Source organism: Acidovorax sp. SUPP3334 (genome assembly GCF_030159055.1).
GTDB lineage: Bacteria > Pseudomonadota > Gammaproteobacteria > Burkholderiales > Burkholderiaceae_C > Paracidovorax.
This window is the reverse complement of sequence record NZ_BQXQ01000041.1, coordinates 1-18,575: the sequence shown is the minus strand read 5'-3', so window position 1 is coordinate 18,575 and position 18,575 is coordinate 1. Positions and strand designations below refer to the sequence as shown.

General features: G+C 67.7%; 17 protein-coding genes and 1 tRNA gene. 13 read left to right on the top strand and 5 right to left on the bottom strand.

All coding sequences use genetic code 11. From position 1 onward, the window contains the following. Positions 1–40: 40 nt before the first annotated feature. The 3 genes from AVHM3334_RS19350 to AVHM3334_RS19340 form a co-directional block, all read right to left on the bottom strand. The gene (locus AVHM3334_RS19350; protein WP_502869947.1) at positions 41–1,333 is read right to left on the bottom strand and encodes a TRAP transporter large permease; all 1,293 of its coding nucleotides are present in this window, start codon (positions 1,331–1,333) and stop codon (positions 41–43) included. Between the two features lie 15 nt (positions 1,334–1,348). Continuing rightward, complete coding sequence (locus AVHM3334_RS19345; protein WP_284415042.1) at positions 1,349–1,858, bottom strand: TRAP transporter small permease; 510 nt, start codon at positions 1,856–1,858, stop codon at positions 1,349–1,351. Positions 1,859–1,979: 121 nt separating this feature from the next. After that, positions 1,980–2,942 (bottom strand): TRAP transporter substrate-binding protein, encoded by a 963-nt coding sequence (locus AVHM3334_RS19340; protein WP_284415069.1) that lies wholly within the window; start codon positions 2,940–2,942, stop codon positions 1,980–1,982. A 348-nt stretch (positions 2,943–3,290) separates the two neighbouring features. Here AVHM3334_RS19340 and AVHM3334_RS19335 point away from each other — a divergent pair, with 348 nt between their 5' ends. The 4 genes from AVHM3334_RS19335 (at position 3,291) to AVHM3334_RS19320 (ending at position 7,728) form a co-directional block, all read left to right on the top strand. Next, positions 3,291–3,968, top strand: coding sequence for a GntR family transcriptional regulator (locus tag AVHM3334_RS19335; protein WP_284415041.1), 678 nt, complete (start codon positions 3,291–3,293; stop codon positions 3,966–3,968). Positions 3,969–4,093: 125 nt separating this feature from the next. Then, positions 4,094–4,783: a DUF3334 family protein gene (locus AVHM3334_RS19330; RefSeq protein ID WP_284415039.1), complete on the top strand. Its 690-nt coding sequence runs from the start codon at positions 4,094–4,096 to the stop codon at positions 4,781–4,783. Positions 4,784–5,012: 229 nt separating this feature from the next. After that, complete coding sequence (locus AVHM3334_RS19325; RefSeq protein ID WP_502869946.1) at positions 5,013–6,926, top strand: potassium transporter Kup; 1,914 nt, start codon at positions 5,013–5,015, stop codon at positions 6,924–6,926. Next, the gene (locus tag AVHM3334_RS19320; protein WP_284415037.1) at positions 6,916–7,728 is read left to right on the top strand and encodes a hypothetical protein; all 813 of its coding nucleotides are present in this window, start codon (positions 6,916–6,918) and stop codon (positions 7,726–7,728) included. Before AVHM3334_RS19325 ends, AVHM3334_RS19320 begins: the two co-directional genes overlap by 11 nt. 17 nt (positions 7,729–7,745) lie before the next feature. On the opposite strand, the gene AVHM3334_RS19315 is transcribed toward AVHM3334_RS19320, so the two are convergent. Both AVHM3334_RS19315 and AVHM3334_RS19310 read right to left on the bottom strand, forming a co-directional pair. After that, the gene (locus AVHM3334_RS19315; protein ID WP_284415035.1) at positions 7,746–8,849 is read right to left on the bottom strand and encodes a response regulator transcription factor; all 1,104 of its coding nucleotides are present in this window, start codon (positions 8,847–8,849) and stop codon (positions 7,746–7,748) included. Between the two features lie 32 nt (positions 8,850–8,881). Further along, positions 8,882–12,556 (bottom strand): hybrid sensor histidine kinase/response regulator, encoded by a 3,675-nt coding sequence (locus AVHM3334_RS19310; RefSeq protein WP_284415033.1) that lies wholly within the window; start codon positions 12,554–12,556, stop codon positions 8,882–8,884. A gap of 152 nt (positions 12,557–12,708) precedes the next feature. Here AVHM3334_RS19310 and AVHM3334_RS19305 point away from each other — a divergent pair, with 152 nt between their 5' ends. The 9 genes from AVHM3334_RS19305 (at position 12,709) to AVHM3334_RS19265 (ending at position 18,377) form a co-directional block, all read left to right on the top strand. Beyond that, positions 12,709–13,011 (top strand): urease subunit gamma, encoded by a 303-nt coding sequence (locus AVHM3334_RS19305; protein ID WP_092745910.1) that lies wholly within the window; start codon positions 12,709–12,711, stop codon positions 13,009–13,011. 54 nt (positions 13,012–13,065) lie between these two features. Next, positions 13,066–13,692 carry a HupE/UreJ family protein gene (locus tag AVHM3334_RS19300; RefSeq protein WP_284415031.1) on the top strand — a complete coding sequence of 209 codons (627 nt, stop codon included), beginning with the start codon at positions 13,066–13,068 and terminating at the stop codon, positions 13,690–13,692. 47 nt (positions 13,693–13,739) lie between these two features. Beyond that, positions 13,740–14,072 (top strand): urease subunit beta, encoded by a 333-nt coding sequence (locus tag AVHM3334_RS19295; RefSeq protein WP_284415030.1) that lies wholly within the window; start codon positions 13,740–13,742, stop codon positions 14,070–14,072. A gap of 49 nt (positions 14,073–14,121) precedes the next feature. After that, on the top strand, positions 14,122–15,897 hold the full coding sequence (ureC, locus tag AVHM3334_RS19290; protein ID WP_284415028.1) for an urease subunit alpha: 1,776 nt from the start codon (positions 14,122–14,124) through the stop codon (positions 15,895–15,897). A gap of 8 nt (positions 15,898–15,905) precedes the next feature. Then, positions 15,906–16,622: an urease accessory protein UreE gene (ureE, locus tag AVHM3334_RS19285; protein WP_284415025.1), complete on the top strand. Its 717-nt coding sequence runs from the start codon at positions 15,906–15,908 to the stop codon at positions 16,620–16,622. Between the two features lie 7 nt (positions 16,623–16,629). Next, the gene (locus AVHM3334_RS19280) at positions 16,630–17,406 is read left to right on the top strand and encodes an urease accessory protein UreF (RefSeq protein WP_502869945.1); all 777 of its coding nucleotides are present in this window, start codon (positions 16,630–16,632) and stop codon (positions 17,404–17,406) included. Continuing rightward, the gene (gene ureG, locus AVHM3334_RS19275) at positions 17,403–18,059 is read left to right on the top strand and encodes an urease accessory protein UreG (protein ID WP_284415023.1); all 657 of its coding nucleotides are present in this window, start codon (positions 17,403–17,405) and stop codon (positions 18,057–18,059) included. The genes AVHM3334_RS19280 and ureG overlap by 4 nt, the downstream gene beginning before the upstream one ends. A gap of 48 nt (positions 18,060–18,107) precedes the next feature. After that, positions 18,108–18,195: transfer RNA gene (locus AVHM3334_RS19270), tRNA-Ser, on the top strand. A 14-nt stretch (positions 18,196–18,209) separates the two neighbouring features. Beyond that, positions 18,210–18,377, top strand: coding sequence for a hypothetical protein (locus AVHM3334_RS19265; protein WP_284415021.1), 168 nt, complete (start codon positions 18,210–18,212; stop codon positions 18,375–18,377). Positions 18,378–18,575: the final 198 nt, after the last annotated feature.

Sequence of the window (18,575 nt, the reverse complement as noted above, 5' to 3'; positions counted from 1 at the left end):
CTGAGCCCCCTTGAACCAGAGACCTCAGCGGTGCTGCGATCTACATCTGAGACGGCAGCCAGAGCACGATGCCGGGAAATGCGTACAGCGCCAGCACGGCCGCCAGCAACACGAAGAACATCGGTGCGGCTGCCCGCGCGATCCAGCCGATGTCGCGCTTGGTCAGCCCCTGTATGACGAACAGGTTCAGCCCGACGGGCGGCGTGATTTGCGCCATCTCGACAACCAGCACGATGAAGATGCCGAACCAGATCAGGTCGTAGCCCGCGGCCTCGACCGTGGGCAGCAAGACGGCAATGGTCAACACCACCATGGAGATGCCGTCCAAGAAGCATCCCAGCACGATGAAGAACACCGTCAACATCATCAGCAGCGCAAAGGGCGACAGGTGCAAAGACCCAATCCACTCGGCCAGGTGGCGCGGCAAGCCGATGAAACCCATGGCCAGCGTCAAGAAAGCCGCGCCCGCCAGAATCAGACCGATCATGCAGTACACGCGGCAGGCACTGATCAGGCCTTCTTTGAACTTCTGCCAGCTCAAAGACCCCTCCCACGCGGCCAGCCCCAGCGCGCCGGCCACACCCAGCGCCGCCGCTTCGGTGGCCGTGGCAACACCGCTATAGATGCCCCCCAGCACCAGACCGATCAAAATCACCGCCGGAATCAGGTGGCGCGACTCGTACACCTTCTGCATGAAGGTAAAGGTCATGTCCGAAGCAGGCACCTGATCGCGATGGAACATCGCCCATATGGCGATGTAGCCCATGAAGAGCCCTGCCAGCATCAGCCCCGGCAGAACGCCTGCCAAAAAGAGCTTGGCGATGGACACGTTGGCCGCAACGCCATAGACGATCATGATGATCGACGGCGGGATAAGCAGCCCCAGCGTAGAAGCGCCCGCCAGGGTACCAACCGCCATGGCATCGGGGTAACCGCGCTTTTTCAGTTCGGGCAAGGTCATCTTGCCGATGGTGGCGCAGGTGGCAGCCGACGACCCCGAGATGGCGGCGAAGATGGTGCAGCCCACCACGTTGGTGTGCAGCAACCGGCCAGGCAGCTTGTCCACCCAGGGCGCCAGGCCCCGGAACATGCTGTCCGACAGTTTGCTGCGAAAGAGAATTTCACCCATCCACAGAAACAGCGGCAAAGCGGTCAGGGTCCAGGCAGAGGTAGCCCCCCAGATGGTCAGCATCATGCTGTCGCCCGCCGGGCGGCTGGTGAACAGCTCCATGCCCGCAAGACCCACCGCCAACAAACCCAGACCAATCCACATCCCTGCGCCGAGCACGGCCAGCAGGGCCACGATCAACACCGCGGCAATCATCATGTCCATGATGTCTTCCTCAAGTTACTCGGCCACTGAACCGGGGCCAGCGATGAACCATTCACGACCGCGCAGGCGCGCCACGATCGCATCCAAAAAAGCCAGCGCAAACGCAATGCAGCCAACGGCCATGCACAACTGCGGAATCCACAGCGGCGTGGCATCGGCAGAGGGCGAGACATCGTGGGTGATGTATGACAGCCAGACGCTGCGCACGGCATACCAGGCCAGGTAGCCGGTCAGGGCCTGCGCCGCAATCAGCGCACCCCACTCAAACACCGAGCGCATGCGAGGGCCCATGCGGTCGAGCAGCAGCGTGACGCGGATGTGGTCCCCATGCATGAGCGCGGTGGGCAATGCGAAAAACAAGGCCGCCGCAATGGCATAGCCAGCGTAGGCATCCAAGCCCTGAATGTCGATGAAAGTGACTTGGCGGGCCAAAATGCCCAGACACACAATGACAAAGGCAGCCACCATGGACACGCAAGCGAGTCCGATGAGCAGGCGGTACAAATGACGGACGAGTTGGCCCATGGCGGAATCCTGGCGTATGCGGTGCGTTAAAAAAGAAGAGAGAGGGGGAACGGCCCACGGCGCAGCGGGTTCGCCGTGGGATAGGGCGACCGAGGGCCACAGACCCCCGGTGCGCGCAGCATCAGCGCTTGCGGTATGCGTCCACGATGGCCTTGCCGTCCGCACCGGCTACTTTCACCCACTCATCGGTCATCGTGCTCCCGATGGTGGCGAACTCAGCTTTCAATGCAGCCGATGGCTCGGCAATCACCATCCCCTTGGCGGCCAGCTCTTTGAGGTACTCCTTATCCAGGCGCTCGCTGGTCTCCCAGCCGCGCTTTTCTGCGGCGGCGGCCGCTTTCAATACCGCGTCCTGCGTGGCCTTGTCCAAGCTGTCGAAAGCCTTCTGGTTCACCACCGTGGCATTGCGAGGCAGCCAGGCATTGACCGTGTAGAAGTACTTGACCTGTTCATACAGCTTGCTTTCCACGCCACTCGCAGACGACGTGAGGAAATTGTTGACCGTGTTCGTGGCCAATGCCTGGCCCAACTCGGACAGCTGGATCGTTACGGGCTGCGCCTTGAGCAACTGGGCAATGCGGGTCGAGGCGGGGTTGTACGCGCGCATCTTGGTCCCTACAAAGTCCGCCGGTGCCTGAATGGGCTTGTTCGAATACAGCGACTGACCGGGCCACGCCACGCTGAACAGCAGCTTCATGCCCTGGGAAGCCAACAGCTTTTCCTGGGCAGGCTTGGCCGCCTGGTACAGGCGCCAGGAGTCGGCATACGAGGTTGCCAAGAAGGGCACCGAGTCCACGCCAAACAGCGGATTTTCATTGGCTGCACCCGACAGGATGAACTCTGCCGACGGTACCTGCCCGGTTTGCACCGCTCGCTTGATCTCGTTGGCCTTGTACAGCGAACCACCGGGGTGCAGCGTGATCTTCAGCTTGCCACCCGTAAGCTCATCGACTTCCTTGGCGAACTGCTGGTTGTTCTGCGTCTGGAACGTGTTTGCGGCATATCCTGTCGGCAAATCCCACTTCACTTGTGCATGGGCGACGCCGGCAACGACCAGAGCAAGCGACAAAAGGCTGCGTTTCATGAAAATGACTCCTAAAAAAACACAAAAAAACCAAGGGTGGGTATGTCCGCGCAGGCCCGACATCACCGAGACAGCATCGAACCGATCATTCAAGCCAAAGCTCCAACCTATGCCTGAGCAAAGGCAATCTAATCAAGCAAAATGCATGCCATCACTCTTCAATCATGAAGCGATCACCACCCCGGAGGAGTTGCATTGTTGAACAATAAATACGCCAGCAGCGACTGGTAGTTACCCTCAGCATGTGCCATCTCAGTGCATCTTTTGCGCCAGTGCGGTGCGCGGACCTGCGGGGCACGAAATGGCCACGGATACACTTCATCACCCCATTGCGCCCACCAACGCCCCATGACCTGCCCGCCCGACGCTCCACTCAGCCTCTCTGACCGCATCGCTGAACAGATGCGACAGAAAATCGTGCAAGGGGAATTCGCGCCGGGCCAGCGGCTGTCGGAGGCGGCTCTGAGCGAACACCTCCAAATCTCCCGCAATACGCTGCGAGAGGTGTTTCGCCTGCTGACCAAGGAAGGTCTGCTGCGGCACGAGCCCAACCGCGGCGTGTCGGTGGCGGTGCCCGGCATCGCGTCGATCATCGACATCTACCGCGTGCGCCGGCTCATCGAATGCCAGGCACTCGCCCAGGCCTACCCCCGCCATCCGGCCAAGAAGCACCTGCGCGAAGCCGTCGACACGGCACTGCGCTGCCGCGAGGCCGGCGACTGGCAGGGCGTGGGCACGGCCAACATGGAGTTCCACATGGCCATCGTCGAGCTGGCCGACAGCGAACGGCTCAACGTGATGTTCTCGCACATCCTGGCCGAACTGCGCCTGGCCTTCGGCCTGCTGAACGACCTGGAGTTCCTGCATGCGCCCTATTTGGACATGAACGTGAAGATCGTCGAGCTGTTCGAGGCCGGCAATCTGCAGGAGGCCTCGGCCCAGCTCAACCAATACCTCGTGCATTCCGAACGCATCGTGCTGGCCGTGTACGCCCGGCGCATCTCCGACACCGGCCAGGACCGCTGAACGGCACCGCACCGCGCCCAACTTTCTTCGCACCGCACCGCCCCGACCCTCCCCTCCACTTTCCGCACCGCCCCTTCGCCCCGTTCACCGCACGCCCGCCCACCTCTTTCTCCTCCCTGCACACCATGAGCGCACAAACCCCTTCCATCGTCTACGGCACCGAAGACCTGCTGATCAGCCTCTGCAACTCGGTGACCCGCGTGCTCAGCGTGGCCACGCAGAGCCCCATCCACTACTCCGGCATGGTGCAGCGCATCACCAAGACCTGCCTGCGCCCCGACATCGGCTGCTTCGTGCTGTTCGACGGCGGGTTCTCGGGCCTGGTGATCATCAACTTCTCGAAGGAAGCGGCGATGGAGCTCTACCAGAGCTACCTGCTGAGCATGGGCATGTCCAAGGACGATCTGGCCAGCTCCTACACCTCCGACGAAGTGTCCAACGTGATGGGCGAGCTGATGAACCAGGTGGTGGGCGACTTCACCGGCAAGGTGCGCCGCGAACTGCAGACCCACATCACGCAGAACCAGCCCAAGATGCTGGCGCTGAACAAGCAGGTGATGCTGAGCGTGGACGCCAACCTGGACAAGCCCGAGGCGCGCCGCGTGACCTTCTACACGGCCAGCAACCACATCTTCTATCTGGAGCTGGCGATCGACCGCACCGAGTTCATCAAGCTCTACGACTTCGAGCCGCAGGAAGCGCCCGATCCGGACGCACTCATCGCCCAGGCCGGCCAGGCCCAGCCCGCCGCCCCGGTGCCCGCGGGCGTCTCGTCCAGCGACACGGACGACCTGCTGAAATCGCTGGGCATGTGATGCCGGCCCGATGGCGGCCGGGTGGCGGCGGCAGCACCCGCCATCGCCGCTGCCGCCATCGCTATTAAAATAATAGCAATATGCCCTAGTGCTTATTGCGCTGGAGGACTTTTTGGCTTAAAGCCGCTGAAACACTGCGCGCCGCTGCCAACCGATTCGCGCCGCCAGCCGCGCCGCCGCCCGTGGCCGGCGCACAATGCGCCGACCTCCACTGCCGACGCACTCTGCAATGACCTCCACTCCGGTGCCCGGGCACGCGCCCGCTGCCCAGGGCTTCACCGCCAAGTCCGCCCTGATGATCGCCGCGCTGGGCGTGGTGTTCGGCGACATCGGCACCTCGCCCCTGTACGCCTTCAAGGAATGCCTGAACCCCGAACACGGCGTGGCGCTGGACCGCGCTGCGGTGCTGGGCCTGCTGTCGCTGGTGCTGTGGGGGCTGATGCTGGTCGTCACCCTCAAGTACGTGGTGTTCGTGCTGCGCGCCGACCACGACGGCGAAGGCGGCATCCTGGCGCTGCAGGGCCTGGCCGCGCAGGCGCTGGAACGCGGCGGCGCCCATCCCTGGGCCTGGAAGGCCATCGCCGGGCTGGGCCTGGTCGGTGCGGCCATGTTCTATGGCGACAGCCTCATCACGCCGGCCATCTCGGTGCTGTCGGCGGTCGAAGGGCTGGAGGTCGCCACGCCGGTCTTCAAGCCCTACGTGGTGCCGATCACGCTGCTGGTGCTGATCGGCCTGTTCCTGGTGCAGCGCAAAGGCACCGCATCGGTGGGGCGCGTGTTCGGGCCGGTGATGGTGCTGTGGTTCGGCGTGCTGGCCGTGTCCGGCATCTGCCACATCGCACAGAACCCGCACGTGCTGGAGGCCATCGACCCACGCTGGGCCGTCCAGTTCCTGGCCACGCACCCGGCGCAGTCGCTCGCGGTGCTGGGCGCGGTGTTCCTCGCGTTCACGGGGGGCGAGGCGCTGTATGCCGACATGGGGCACTTCGGCGCGGCCCCCATCCGGCTGGCCTGGCTGTTCATCGCCCTGCCCTCGCTGGTGTTGAACTACTTCGGGCAGGGCGCGCTGGTGCTGGCCGATCCTGCGGCCATCGACAACCCCTTCTTCCGGATGTTCCCCGCCTGGGCCACCGTGCCCGTGGTGGTGCTGGCGGCCTGCGCCACGGTCATCGCCTCGCAGGCCGTGATCTCGGGCGCGTTCTCGATGACGGCCCACGCCATCCGCATGGGCTACCTGCCGCGCATGCGTATCGTGCAGACCTCGGACTCGGCCATCGGGCAGATCTACCTGCCCACCATGAACTGGCTGCTGATGGCCGGCGTGCTGATGCTGGTGCTGGCGTTTCGCAGCTCGAGCGCGCTGTCGGCCGCCTACGGCATCGCGGTGTCGCTCACCATGCTCACCACCACGCTGCTGGCCGGCGTGGTCGCACTGCGGCTGTGGCGCTGGAACCCCCTGGCCGTGGGTCTGGGGGTCGGCTTTTTCGCGCTGGTGGACATCACGTTCATCGTGGCCAACACGCTGAAGATCGAGGACGGCGGGTGGCTCACCCTCGCGGTGGCGGCAGTCGTCATGTTCGTCTTCACCACCTGGGCCAAGGGCCGGCGCGTGGCCGAGCAGGCCGCGGCGCAGGAACGCATGCCCCTCGTGCCCTTCATCGAAGCGCTGGCGGCCGGCATGCCGCACCGCGTGCGCGGCACGGCGGTGTTCATGACGGCCGATGCCGAGAGCGTGCCGCACGCGCTGCTGCACAACCTCAAGCACAACCAGGTGCTGCACGAACGCGTGGTGGTGCTGGCCGTGCGCACCCGCCCGGTGCCCCGCGTACCGGCGGGCGAGCGCCTGCAGGCGCAGGAACTGGGGCACGGCTTTTGGTGCGTCACGTCCAGCCACGGCTTCATGGAGCCGCCGGACGTTCCCGAAACCCTGCGCCTGCTGGCCTACCAGAAATGCCTGCACATCGAAACCATGTCCACCTCGTACTTCACCTCGCGCGCCTCGCTGGGCAGCGGCCGGCTCGACGGGTTGGGCGCCCTGCGCAAGGCCGTCTTCGGCTCGCTGCAGCGCAACGCGGCGCGGGCGTCGGACTATTTCCGGCTGCCGGACAACCGCCTGATCGAGATCGGCCGCCGTGCGAGTTGACCGTTCAGTGCCCGGCAGCGCGGCACGGGGCCATCGCTTCGCGTGGCGCGCCGCCGTGTGCGCGGCGGCCTGCGCCAGCGCGCTCATGGCCCCCGCTGCCCGCGCCGCGGCCGATGCGGACGCGGATGCCGGCGCCGGCGCAGACCCATCCCTGCCCTTCAAGCTGACCACGGGGGTCTATCACGTGTCCGGCGGCGGCCTGCCCGCGGGACCGGGCCTGGACGTGAACCTGCGCTACACCCGGGGCGACGACCATTGGTGGGTGGGCGCGTTCCGCTCGCCCGCGCTCGATTTTTCGATGCCACGCGCCGGCTGGGACCGCAGCGTGGCCTTCGGCGACTGGCGCGTGCTGCCGTCGCTACAGATCGCATCGGGCGGCTTCGTCGGCGGCAGCGTGGCCGTGGAGACCGGCACCACCTGGGTGCTGGGCGCAGGCCTGGGGCGCACCAATCTGCGCAACTACGCCAACCTCAACTTTGATCCCAACGACGCCTACAGCGTGTACGGCAGCCACCGCTGGGACAGCGGCGACACCCTGGCGCTGCAACTGGTGCGGGACAACCGGCAAAACCCCGACCAGCAGAACCTGCACCTCGTATGGCGCAGCCCGCGGCCCGATGGCGAGCGGCTCACGGTGGACCTGCTGGCCAAGCAGGGCACGGTGGGCGGCCGCTGGCAGCGCCGCGCCGGCCTGTCGGTGGGCTACGACTGGCCCGGATGGTTCGTGCGCGCGGCCTGGGACCCGCTGGTGAACTTCACGCCGCAGAACATGTGGCGGGTGTCCACGGGGGTGCGTTTCTAGGGCCTCGGGCGGCGCGTTCAGCCCTCGAACTGCGGATGCGTCTGCCGGATGCGCGCCATGGCGATGCCCGCCGCCGCCGTTCGCGTCTCCACGCCCAGCTTCACGTACACGCGCTCCAGGTGCTTCTTCACCGTGGCGGGGCTGGCGCCCAGGATGTCGCCGATGTCGCGGTTGGTCTTGCCTTTGACGAGCCAGTACAGCACCTCGGCCTCGCGCGCGGTGAGCTTGAACGACAGGCCCATGGCTTCGATCACGGCGGCATCGGACACCTCGCGCATCACGATCAGCCAATCGCCACCGCCTTCGCTGTCGCCGGTCTGCTGGTGCAGGCTGAACGAAAGGCGCCGCGCGCCCTGCTCCACCACCAGGCGCGGCGGCTCCTGCTGCTGCGCCGCCAAGTCCGCCACGTGGGGCAATTGCGCTTTCAGCCATTCGGTGACGGGGGCCGGGGCGAAGGCCGGCAGGGGCACCGGCGCATCGCTGGCCGTGCCGGCCGACGCGCCCGCATCGCTGCCACTGGCAGCACTGGCACCGCCGGCCCCGCCGCCGAAATAGCCGTGCAGCAGCTCGCGCGCCAGGGCGGTCTGCCACATGAGCCGGCCATCGCTCGCGCGCACGGTGATGCTGGCGTAGCCGAAGGCGTCGAGCGCGTTGCGCGCCTGGCCGGCCTGGCGCATTTCCTGGCGCGCGCGGCGGGCGCCCTGCAAGTGCACGTTCATGCGCGCGAGCACTTCCTTGGGCTTGATGGGCTTGGTCACGTAGTCCACGCCGCCGGCGTCCAGCGCGGCGACCAGGTGCTCGGTCTCGGTCAGCCCCGTCATGAAGATGATGGGAATGTGCGCGGTGGCCGGCAGGGCCTTGAGCCGCCGCGCGACTTCGAAGCCGTCCATGCCCGGCATCATCGCGTCCAGCAGCACCACGTCGGGCAGCGCCTGCGCCGCGCGTGAGAGTGCGGTTTCTCCGCTGGTGGCGACGAGCACGGTGTAGCCGGATTCGTCGAGCGCGTCGTGCAGCACGGCCAGGTTGTCCGGCACGTCGTCCACGATCAGCACCACGTCCGAGCGGGCGCGGTCTAGGGTGTGCGCGGCGGCATCGGGGGGCAGCGCAGCGGTGGGGAGCATGGCGTTCGCAGTCATGGGAAAGGGATCGGAGGCTATGGCGCCGCGGCGGCGTCGGCCAGCATGCGGGCGATGGCCTCGAACTGAAACTGCCGCGCATGCGCGCGCGCCTGTCCCACCCAGGCCGCGCATTCGGGCTGCGCCACTTCGATGGCGCCCAGCTGGTTGAGCACGCCCCGGTAATAGCCCAGCTCGACGGCTTCGGACAGGGCCGGCAGGCGCGCCGGGTCGGGCGGCACCAGCGCTGCAGGGGCGGGTGCAGGCGGATCTGCAGCGTGCGCGCCCGCCGCGGCCGGGGCCGACCGCGCAGCAGAAGAAGCGGTGGCGGGCACCGCGGGCGCATCGTCGATCCAGACGAGGGCCAGGCGCCGTTCCAGCCAGTCCAGCAGTTCGCTGTGGCGCACGGGCTTGACGATGAAGTCCTCGGGGCGAATGCCGACGTCGTTCTCCAGGCCCTTGTCGAACGCGTTGGCGGACACCACCGCGATGTGGGCCTGCCCGGTCTTCGGCTGTGCGGTCGCTGCCGGCGCACCCTGGCCCGCCGCGGCTTCGAACCGGCGCAGTCGGCGGATGGTTTCCCAGCCGTCGATGCCGGGCATGGCCAGGTCCATGAAGACGGCGTCGGGCCGGTAGCCGGCCGCGATCAGGTCCAGCGCGTCATGGCCGCTGGCGGCGGTGCGCAAGGTGAAGCCCAGCGGGGCCAGCAGCTGCACGAGCAGTTCGCGGTCGGCCTCTTCGTTGTCCACCACCAGCAGGCGGCGGCGGGGGCCTTCGTAGCCACGGCGCGGCGGGCGCAGGCGGGCCGGGGCCAGCGTGTCGCCCACGGCGCCGGGGTGCACCTCGGGCAGGAAGAGGCGAATGCGGAACAGCGCCCCCTCGCCGGGCGTGCTGGTCACGGTCATCTCGCCGCCCATCAGTTCGGTGAGCATCTTGGCGATGGTCAGGCCCAGGCCGGCGCCGGGCGCGGCGCCCTGGCTGCTGGCCGCGCCGCGCGCGAAGGGCTCGAAGATGCTGGCGCGCTCGGCCTCGGTCAGGCCCGGGCCGCTGTCCTCGATCTCGATCAGGGCCAGCTCGCGCGCGTGCCGCACCGCCAGGCGCACATGGCCGCTGGCGGTGAACTTGATGGCGTTGCCGATGAGGTTGATGAGGATCTGGCGCACGCGCTTGTCGTCGCCGCGCACCCACTCGGGCAAGGTGCCCTGCGGCTCGAAGCGGAATGCCAGCCCCTTGGCGCGGGCCTGCGGCTCGAACATGTCGCACATCTCGTGCAGGCAGTCGGCAAAGTGCATGGGGCGCACCTGCAGCGTGAGCTTGCCGCTTTCGATGCGGGCGATGTCCAGCGTGCCTTCGATGAGCGACAGCAGGTGCTCGCCGCCGCGGCGGATCACGCTCACGGCCTGCTGGCGGTGCGGCGGCACGGCGGCGTCCTCGCCCATGAGCTGCGCATAGCCGAGGATGCTGTTGAGCGGCGTGCGCAGCTCGTGGCTGATGGCGCTGATGTAGCGGCTCTTGGCCTGGTTGGCCTGGTCGGCCAGCAGCCGCGCGCCTTCGGCCTCTTCACGCGCTTCTTCGGCCACGCCGCGCGCCTGCTCGGCCTGCGAGCGTGCGTGCTCGGCGATGCGGCGCGCCTCCTGCAGGGCTTCGTCGGTCTGGCGGTGCAGGTGGATCTCGCGCTGCAGCAGGTGCGTCTGGCGGTTGGATTCCTCCTGCGCGACCTTGCGGCTCTTGTGGGCCAGCACCAGCCACCACGCGACGATGCCCGAGATGACCAGCAGCGCGAGGTAGGCCTTGAGCAGCCCCGAGCGCAGCGCGGCGTGCGTGCCGGGCCCGGCGGCGGAGACCGCGCCGCTTTCGGGCACGAGCGGGGTGAGCGTCTGCAGCTCCTGGTGGTAGAACAGCCCGAACACCGCCGCCAGCAGCGGCGCGATGACCAGCATCAGCAGCAGGAAGTGGCCCAGCCCGGTATCGAGCATGCGCCACACGCGCCGCGGCAGCACCCAGCGCAGGGCAGCGCTCCACTGCACCGCCAGATGCGCATGGGGCTTGCACATGTCGCCGCAGCGCGCATCCAGCGTGCAGCACAGCGAGCAGATGGTGCCGCGGTAGGCGGGGCACTGGGCCATGTCGGGCGCCTCGTATTCGCGCTCGCAGATCACGCAGCGCTGCACGGCCCAGGCCCCGGGCGCACCGACGGCCTGCGCCGGCCCGCCTGCGGGGCGGGCCAGGTAGTAGCGCCCGCGCGTGGCCCATGCGATGAGGGGCGCGGCGACGAAGGCCGTCACCATGGCGATCACCGCCGAGAACGCCTGTGCCAGCGGCCCGAACAGCCCCAGGTGCGCCGCGATGGACAGCCCCGAAGCGAGCGCCATGGCCCCCACGCCCACCGGGTTGATGTCGTACAGGTGCGCCCGCTTGAACTCGATGCCCCGGGGCGACAGGCCCAGCGGCTTGTTCACCACGAGGTCGGCCACCACGGCCATCATCCAGGCGATGGCGAGGTTGGAATAGAGCCCCAGCACCTGCCCCAGCGCCTTGAACACGTTCATCTCCATGAGCATGAACGCGATGAGCGTGTTGAACACCACCCACACCACCCGCCCCGGGTGGCTGTGCGTGAGGCGCGAGAAGAAATTGCTCCACGCCAGGGAGCCCGCGTAGGCGTTGGTCACGTTGATCTTGATCTGCGACACCACCACGAAGAGCGCCGTGGCCGCCACCGCCCATCCGTAGTGCGGGAAGACGTATTCGTAGGCGGCCAGGTACATCTGGTTCGGGTCCACCGCGCGCTCCACCGGCACCATGTGGCTGATCGCCAGATACGCCAGCAGCGCGCCGCCCAGCATCTTGACCACGCCCAGCACCACCCAGCCCGGCCCGCCGGCCAGCACGCCGAACCACCAGCGCCAGCGGTTGGCCGCCGTGCGCGCCGGCATGAAGCGCAGGTAGTCGGCCTGCTCGCCCATCTGGGTGATGAGAGCGATGCCCACCGTGAGCGCCGCACCAAACAAGGGCAGATCGAACGTGGACGCCGCACCGGATTCACCGCCGTAGTGCATCACGCCCGCGAACGCACCAGGATCGCGTGCCAGCACGTAGACGAACGGCACCACCAGCATCACCAGCCACAGCGGCTGCGTCCACACCTGCAGCCGGCTGATGGCCGACACCCCGTGCGTGACCAGCGGAATCACCGCCAGCGCGCAGATGAGGTAGCCCCAGCGCGGCGGAATGTCCAGCGCCAGCTCCAGCGCATAGGCCATCACGGCCGCCTCCAGCGCGAAGAAGATGAAGGTGAAGGTGGCGTAGATCAGCGAGGTGATGGTGGAGCCGATGTAGCCGAAGCCCGCCCCGCGCGTGAGCAGGTCCATGTCCACGCCGTAGCGCGCGGCATAGACGCTGATCGGCAGCCCCGCCAGGAAGATGATGAGCCCCGTGGCGACGATGGCCCAGAAGGCATTCAAAAAACCGTACTGCACCAGCAGCGTGGCCCCCACCGCCTCCAGCACCAGGAACGACGCCGCACCGAAGGCCGTATTGGCCACGCGCCATTCGGACCAGCGGCGAAAGCTCTGCGGCGTGAAGCGCAGCGCGTAGTCCTCCATCGTCTCGGTGGCGACCCAGCTGTTGTAGTCGCGGCGCACCTTCACCACCTGCTGCGGCACGGCGGCAAGGTGGTCGGCAGGGGCGGTGGCGGGGCTGGCGGGTGTCATGGAGCCTTCAGGGGCGCGGGTGCAGGGTGCAGGTTCCATGCCACGGGGCGGCGCCACCGCCATCTGGCGTATGGACGGGCATGGCGCTTGCTGACTACCATGCGCATTCCGACCCTCGCCCCTTCAGCTTCTCCCCTTCAGCCCGCTGCGCCATGGAACTCACCCCCCGCGAAAAAGACAAGCTCCTGATCTTCACCGCCGCGCTGCTGGCCGAGCGGCGCCGTGCGCGCGGGCTCAAGCTCAACTACCCCGAATCCATGGCCCTCATCAGCGCCGCCGTGATGGAGGGCGCGCGCGACGGCAAGACCGTCGCGCAGCTCATGAGCGAGGGCCGCACGGTGCTCACGCGGGCCGATGTGATGGAGGGCGTGCCAGAGATGATTCCCGACATCCAGGTGGAAGCGACCTTTCCCGACGGCACCAAGCTGGTCACCGTGCACCAGCCCATCGTGTAACGGGTTTTTGAACCAAATCCCTCTCATGCCCTAGTACCCATTGCCCTTGATGCTATGAAAAAAGAAGCAAAAACCCGTTTCTTCGTCTCTGCCGCCGCGCTGCTGCTGTTGCCCGTCCTCGCCTTCGCCCACCCGGGTCATGGCGCGGAGGACGCGCTGCATGCCGACGCCGGCTTCCTCGACGGCCTGGTCCACCCCTTCACCGGCCTGGTCCACCCCTTCACCGGCCTGGACCACCTGGCTGCCATGCTGGCCGTGGGCGTGTGGAGCGCGCTGGCCGTGCGGCCCGTGTGGCTGGCGCCCGCCGCCTTCGTGGCACTGCTGACGGCGGGGGCCACGGCGGGCTTTCTGGGCGTGGCGGTGCCGGCCGTGGAGCCGATGATCGCGGCCTCGCTGCTGGTGCTGGGCCTGCTGGTGGCCTGGCGCCGCCATTTGGCCATGCCGCTGGCGGCAGGGCTGGCCGGCGCGTTCGCGTTCTTCCACGGCGCGGCGCACGGCACCGAGCTGGGCGGCAGCGGCCAGTGGCTGGCCCTCGCCGGCATGGTGATCGCCACCGCTGCGCTGCACGCCACGGGCATCGCCCTGGGCCATGCGGTGATTGCACGCCACCGCTGGCTGGCCGTGATGGCCGGCGCATCGACCGCGCTGCTGGGCGCCACGCTGCTCGTGCGCATGGCCTGAGCGCAGCCCGCGCCGCCCCACGCCCACACCACCGAGAGGCCACCCCCATGATTCCTGGCGAACTCTTCATCGACGAGGGCGAACACGCGCTCAACACCGGCCGCCGCACCCTCACGCTGGTGGTGCGCAACACGGCCGACCGGCCGATCCAGGTCGGATCGCACTACCACTTCGCCGAGACCAACGGCGCGCTCGGCTTCGACCGCGACGCCGCGCAAGGCATGCGCCTGAACATCGCCAGCGGCACGGCCGTGCGCTTCGAGCCCGGCCAGCAGCGCACCGTGGAACTGGTGGACTACGCGGGCGACCGCACGGTGTACGGCTTTCGCGGCCTCACTCAGGGGCCGCTGGGCGAGCCGCCGGCCCCGGCCGCCGCCTGAGCCCGACCCCATCCCTTTTCGAACCGCCCGAGAGCTGGAGCACCTTCCCATGGCCACTGTGTCCAAACGCGCCTATGCCGAGATGTTCGGCCCCACCGTCGGCGACCGCGTGCGCCTGGCCGACACCGGGCTCATCGCCGAGGTCGAGCAGGACTACACGCTGCGCGCGGGCGAAGGCAGAAAAGACGCCGCCGGCCGGCCCGTCGGCTATGGCGAAGAGGTGAAGTTCGGCGGCGGCAAGACCATCCGCGACGGCATGGCGCAGAGCCAGCGCACGCGCGACGGCCAGGGCACCGGCCCGACCGCCGGCGGCGCCATGGACACGGTGCTGACCAACGCGCTCATCCTCGACCACTGGGGCATCGTCAAGGCCGACATCGGCCTCAAGGGCGGGCGCATCGCGGCCATCGGCAAGGCCGGCAACCCGGACACCCAGCCCGGCGTGGACATCGTCATCGGCCCCGGCACCGAGATCATCAGCTGCGAGGGCAACATCGTCACGGCGGGCGGCATCGACAGCCACATCCACTTCATCTGCCCGCAGCAGATCGAAGAAGCCCTGGCCTCCGGCATCACGACCATGCTGGGCGGCGGCACCGGCCCGGCCACCGGCACGCTGGCCACTACCTGCACCTCGGGGCCCTGGAACATCGAGCGCATGCTGCAGGCGGCCGATGCCTTCCCCATGAACCTCGGTTTTCTCGGCAAGGGCAACGCCAGCCTGCCCCACGCGCTGCACGAGCAGATCGATGCGGGCGTGATCGGCCTCAAGCTGCACGAAGACTGGGGCACCACGCCGGCCGCCATCAGCAACTGCCTGGACGTGGCCGACGCCACCGACACGCAGGTCGCCATCCATTCCGACACGCTCAACGAAAGCGGCTTCGTCGAAAACACCATCGCCGCCGTGGCGGGCCGCGGCATCTGCGCCTTTCACACCGAAGGCGCGGGCGGCGGGCATGCGCCCGACATCCTGCGCGTGGTGGGCGAGGCGAACTTCCTGCCCTCCTCCACCAACCCCACCATGCCGTACACCGTGAACACGCTGGACGAGCATGTGGACATGCTCATGGTGTGCCACCACCTGGACGCCTCCATCGCCGAAGACCTGGCCTTTGCGGAAAGCCGCATCCGCAAGGAAACCATCGCGGCCGAAGACGTGCTGCACGATCTGGGCGCCATCAGCATGATGAGCAGCGACAGCCAGGCCATGGGCCGGGTCGGCGAGGTCATCCTGCGCACCTGGCAGACCGCCCACAAGATGAAAGCCCAGCGCGGCACGCTGGACGGCGACACCGCGCGCAGCGACAACACGCGCATCAAGCGCTACGTGGCCAAGTACACCATCAACCCCGCCATCGCCCACGGCATCAGCCACGAGGTGGGCAGCATCGAGGTGGGCAAGTGGGCCGACCTGGTGATCTGGAAGCCCGCCTTCTTCGGCGTGAAGCCCGCCATGATCCTGAAGGGCGGCTTCATCGCCATGGCCGCCATGGGCGACCCCAACGCCTCCATCCCCACGCCGCAGCCCGTGCACTACCGGCCCATGTTCGGCGCCTTCGGCGGCGCGCTGGCCCGCACATCGCTCACCTTCGTGTCGCAGGCCGGGCTGGCCGCGGGCATCGGCGAGCGCTTCGGTCTGGCCAAAACGCTCAGCGCCGTGCGCAGCATTCGCGGCGTGCGCAAGCAGCACATGGTGCACAACCACTACACGCCGCACATGGAGATCGACGCGCAGACCTACACCGTGCGCGCCGACGGCCAGTTGCTCACCTGCGAGCCCGCGACCGTGCTGCCCATGGCGCAACGCTACTTTCTGTTCTGATCGCACGCATGCTTCAAGTCTCCAAACTCATCGCCCAGGGCAAGGGCCTCGCGCCCGTGCTCGTCAAGCGCGCCGCCACCCTGGAACTCGACTGGGACACGCGCCAGAAAAGCCGCTTCGCCGCCACCGACTCCACCGGGCGGGAACTGGGCATCTTCCTGCCACGCGGCACCGCCGTGCGCGGCGGCGACGTGCTGGTGGCCGAAGACGGCGCCCTGGTCCGCGTGATCGCCGCGCCCCAGGCCGTGCTGCGCATCACGCATTGCACCCACCACGGCACCGCCTTCGACCTGACCCGCGCCGCCTACCACCTGGGCAACCGGCACGTGCCCATCGAACTCACGCCCACGCACCTGCAGATCGAGCCCGACCACGTGCTGGCCGAGATGCTGCGTGCCATGCACCTCACCGTGAACTCGATCGAAGCCCCCTTCGAGCCCGAAGGCGGCGCCTATGCGGCGGGTGGGCACCATGGGCATGGCCATGGGCATCATGGGCACGGCCATGAGCACGGGCACGAACATGCCCACGACCATGGCGATGACGGTGGCCACGCAGCCCATTCGCACAAGGCCGCCGATGCCGTGCATGCCCATGGACATGACCACGGGCACCACCACGCGGGTTACAGCCATGATCACGGCCATGACCACGGCCACGGCCACGCCCACGATCCCCATGCAACCGCCCAGTGCGATCACCCCCACCACAACCACAACCATTGACGCCGCGATGACGGCCTCCGCCTGCACCGCGTCCTCACCCGTGCCCGAGCCCGAGCCAGCCGCCGTTGCCATCGACGCCCCACCCACGGCTTTGCCCGCAGCCAGCCTGCTGCAGCTCATCTGGCTGGCCTCGCCAGCGCTGCCGGTGGGCGGATTCTCGTACTCCGAAGGGCTGGAAGTGGCGGTGGAGCGTGCCGGCGTCACCACCGAAGCCGCAGCCGCCGAATGGCTGGCCGCGCAACTGCAGCTCACCCAGGCACGCGGCGACATGGCCGTGCTGCAACAGGCCCTGGCCGCCTGGCGCGCCGCCGACCATGCCCGCGTGCGCCGTTTGAACGACTGGGTTCTGCAAACGCGCGAAACCAGCGAAATGCGCCTGCAGACCGAGCAGATGGGCCGCTCGCTGGCCGACTGGCTGCGCAACCAGCACGCGGGCGATGCAGCCCGGCTGAACGACGTGGCCGCGCTCGCGGCGCTGCCGCCCACCCCCACCTACCCCGTTGCCTTCGCCCTGGCCGCCGCCGGCACCGAAGCCGGCGCACGCGACGTGCTGCTGGCCTACACCTTCGGGTGGGCCGAGAACATGGTGCAGGCCGCGCTCAAGGCGGTGCCGCTGGGCCAGAGCGCCGGCCAGCGCATCCTCGCCCGGCTGGCCGCCGCCATTCCCGCCGCCGCCGATGCCGCGCTGCACACCGGCGACGCGGACCGCCAGGCTTTTTCGCCCATGCTCGCCATCCTGGCGGCGCAGCATGAAACCCAATACTCACGCCTCTTCCGATCATGAACACCACCACCGCACTGCACCACATCCCCCGCCGCACCAAGCACCTGCCCCCGCTGCGCGTGGGCATCGGCGGCCCGGTCGGATCGGGCAAGACCACCCTGCTGGAAATGCTGTGCAAGGCCATGCGCGACAAGCACGACCTCATCGCCATCACCAACGACATCTACACCAAGGAAGACCAGCGCCTGCTCACGGTGAGCGGCGCGCTACCGGCCGACCGCATCATGGGCGTGGAAACCGGCGGCTGCCCGCACACCGCCATCCGTGAAGACTGCTCGATCAATCTCGAAGCCATCGACCGCATGCTGGGCCAGCACCCCGATGCCGACATCGTCTTCGTGGAAAGCGGCGGCGACAACCTGGCCGCCACCTTCAGCCCGGAGCTGAGCGACCTCACGATCTACGTCATCGACGTCGCCGCCGGCGAGAAGATCCCCCGCAAAGGCGGCCCCGGCATCACCAAGAGCGACCTGTTCGTCATCAACAAGACCGACCTGGCGCCCCACGTGGGTGCCAACCTGGACATCATGGCCGCCGACACCACGCGCATGCGCGGCAGCAAGCCGTTTGTGATGACGAACCTGAAAACGCTGCAGGGGCTGGAAGAGGTCGTGGCCTTCATCGAAAAGAAAGGCCTGCTCCAGGCCGCCTGAGACCCGGCCAAGGCCTGCAGAGGCCGGCTAGAATACGCGCCAGTTCGCGGAGACTTGGGTGAGCGGTTTAAACCAGCAGTCTTGAAAACTGCCGACGGGCAACCGTCCGTGAGTTCGAATCTCACAGTCTCCGCCAGCAGACCAGCAAACATGCGCCTCTCCGGGCGCTTTTTTGTTTTACCCATCAATGATGAGGGGACCGAAGTGAACGGCAAGACGCGTGACCCGATGGGTGCCGACCTGCTGCGTCAACGCAGGAATCTGCTGGTTACAAGCCTGGCGTTGGTTGCGGGTGCAATTAGCTGGCGCGAGTTTTGAAAACAAGGTGTCGATCTTCGGCGCGGGCATCACGTTTGACCATCCAGAACGTTTGCGGTTCGGTGCGTGGGGGCTCTATGCCGTTTCGAGTGGAACTGGACCTCAGAGAACATGCGGCGTAACGCCGAGCCCAATCGGGGCAGCAGGAGCAAAGGGGTTGGTCGGCAGATCCTTGAGCTTGGCCATGCGCAGGTAGGC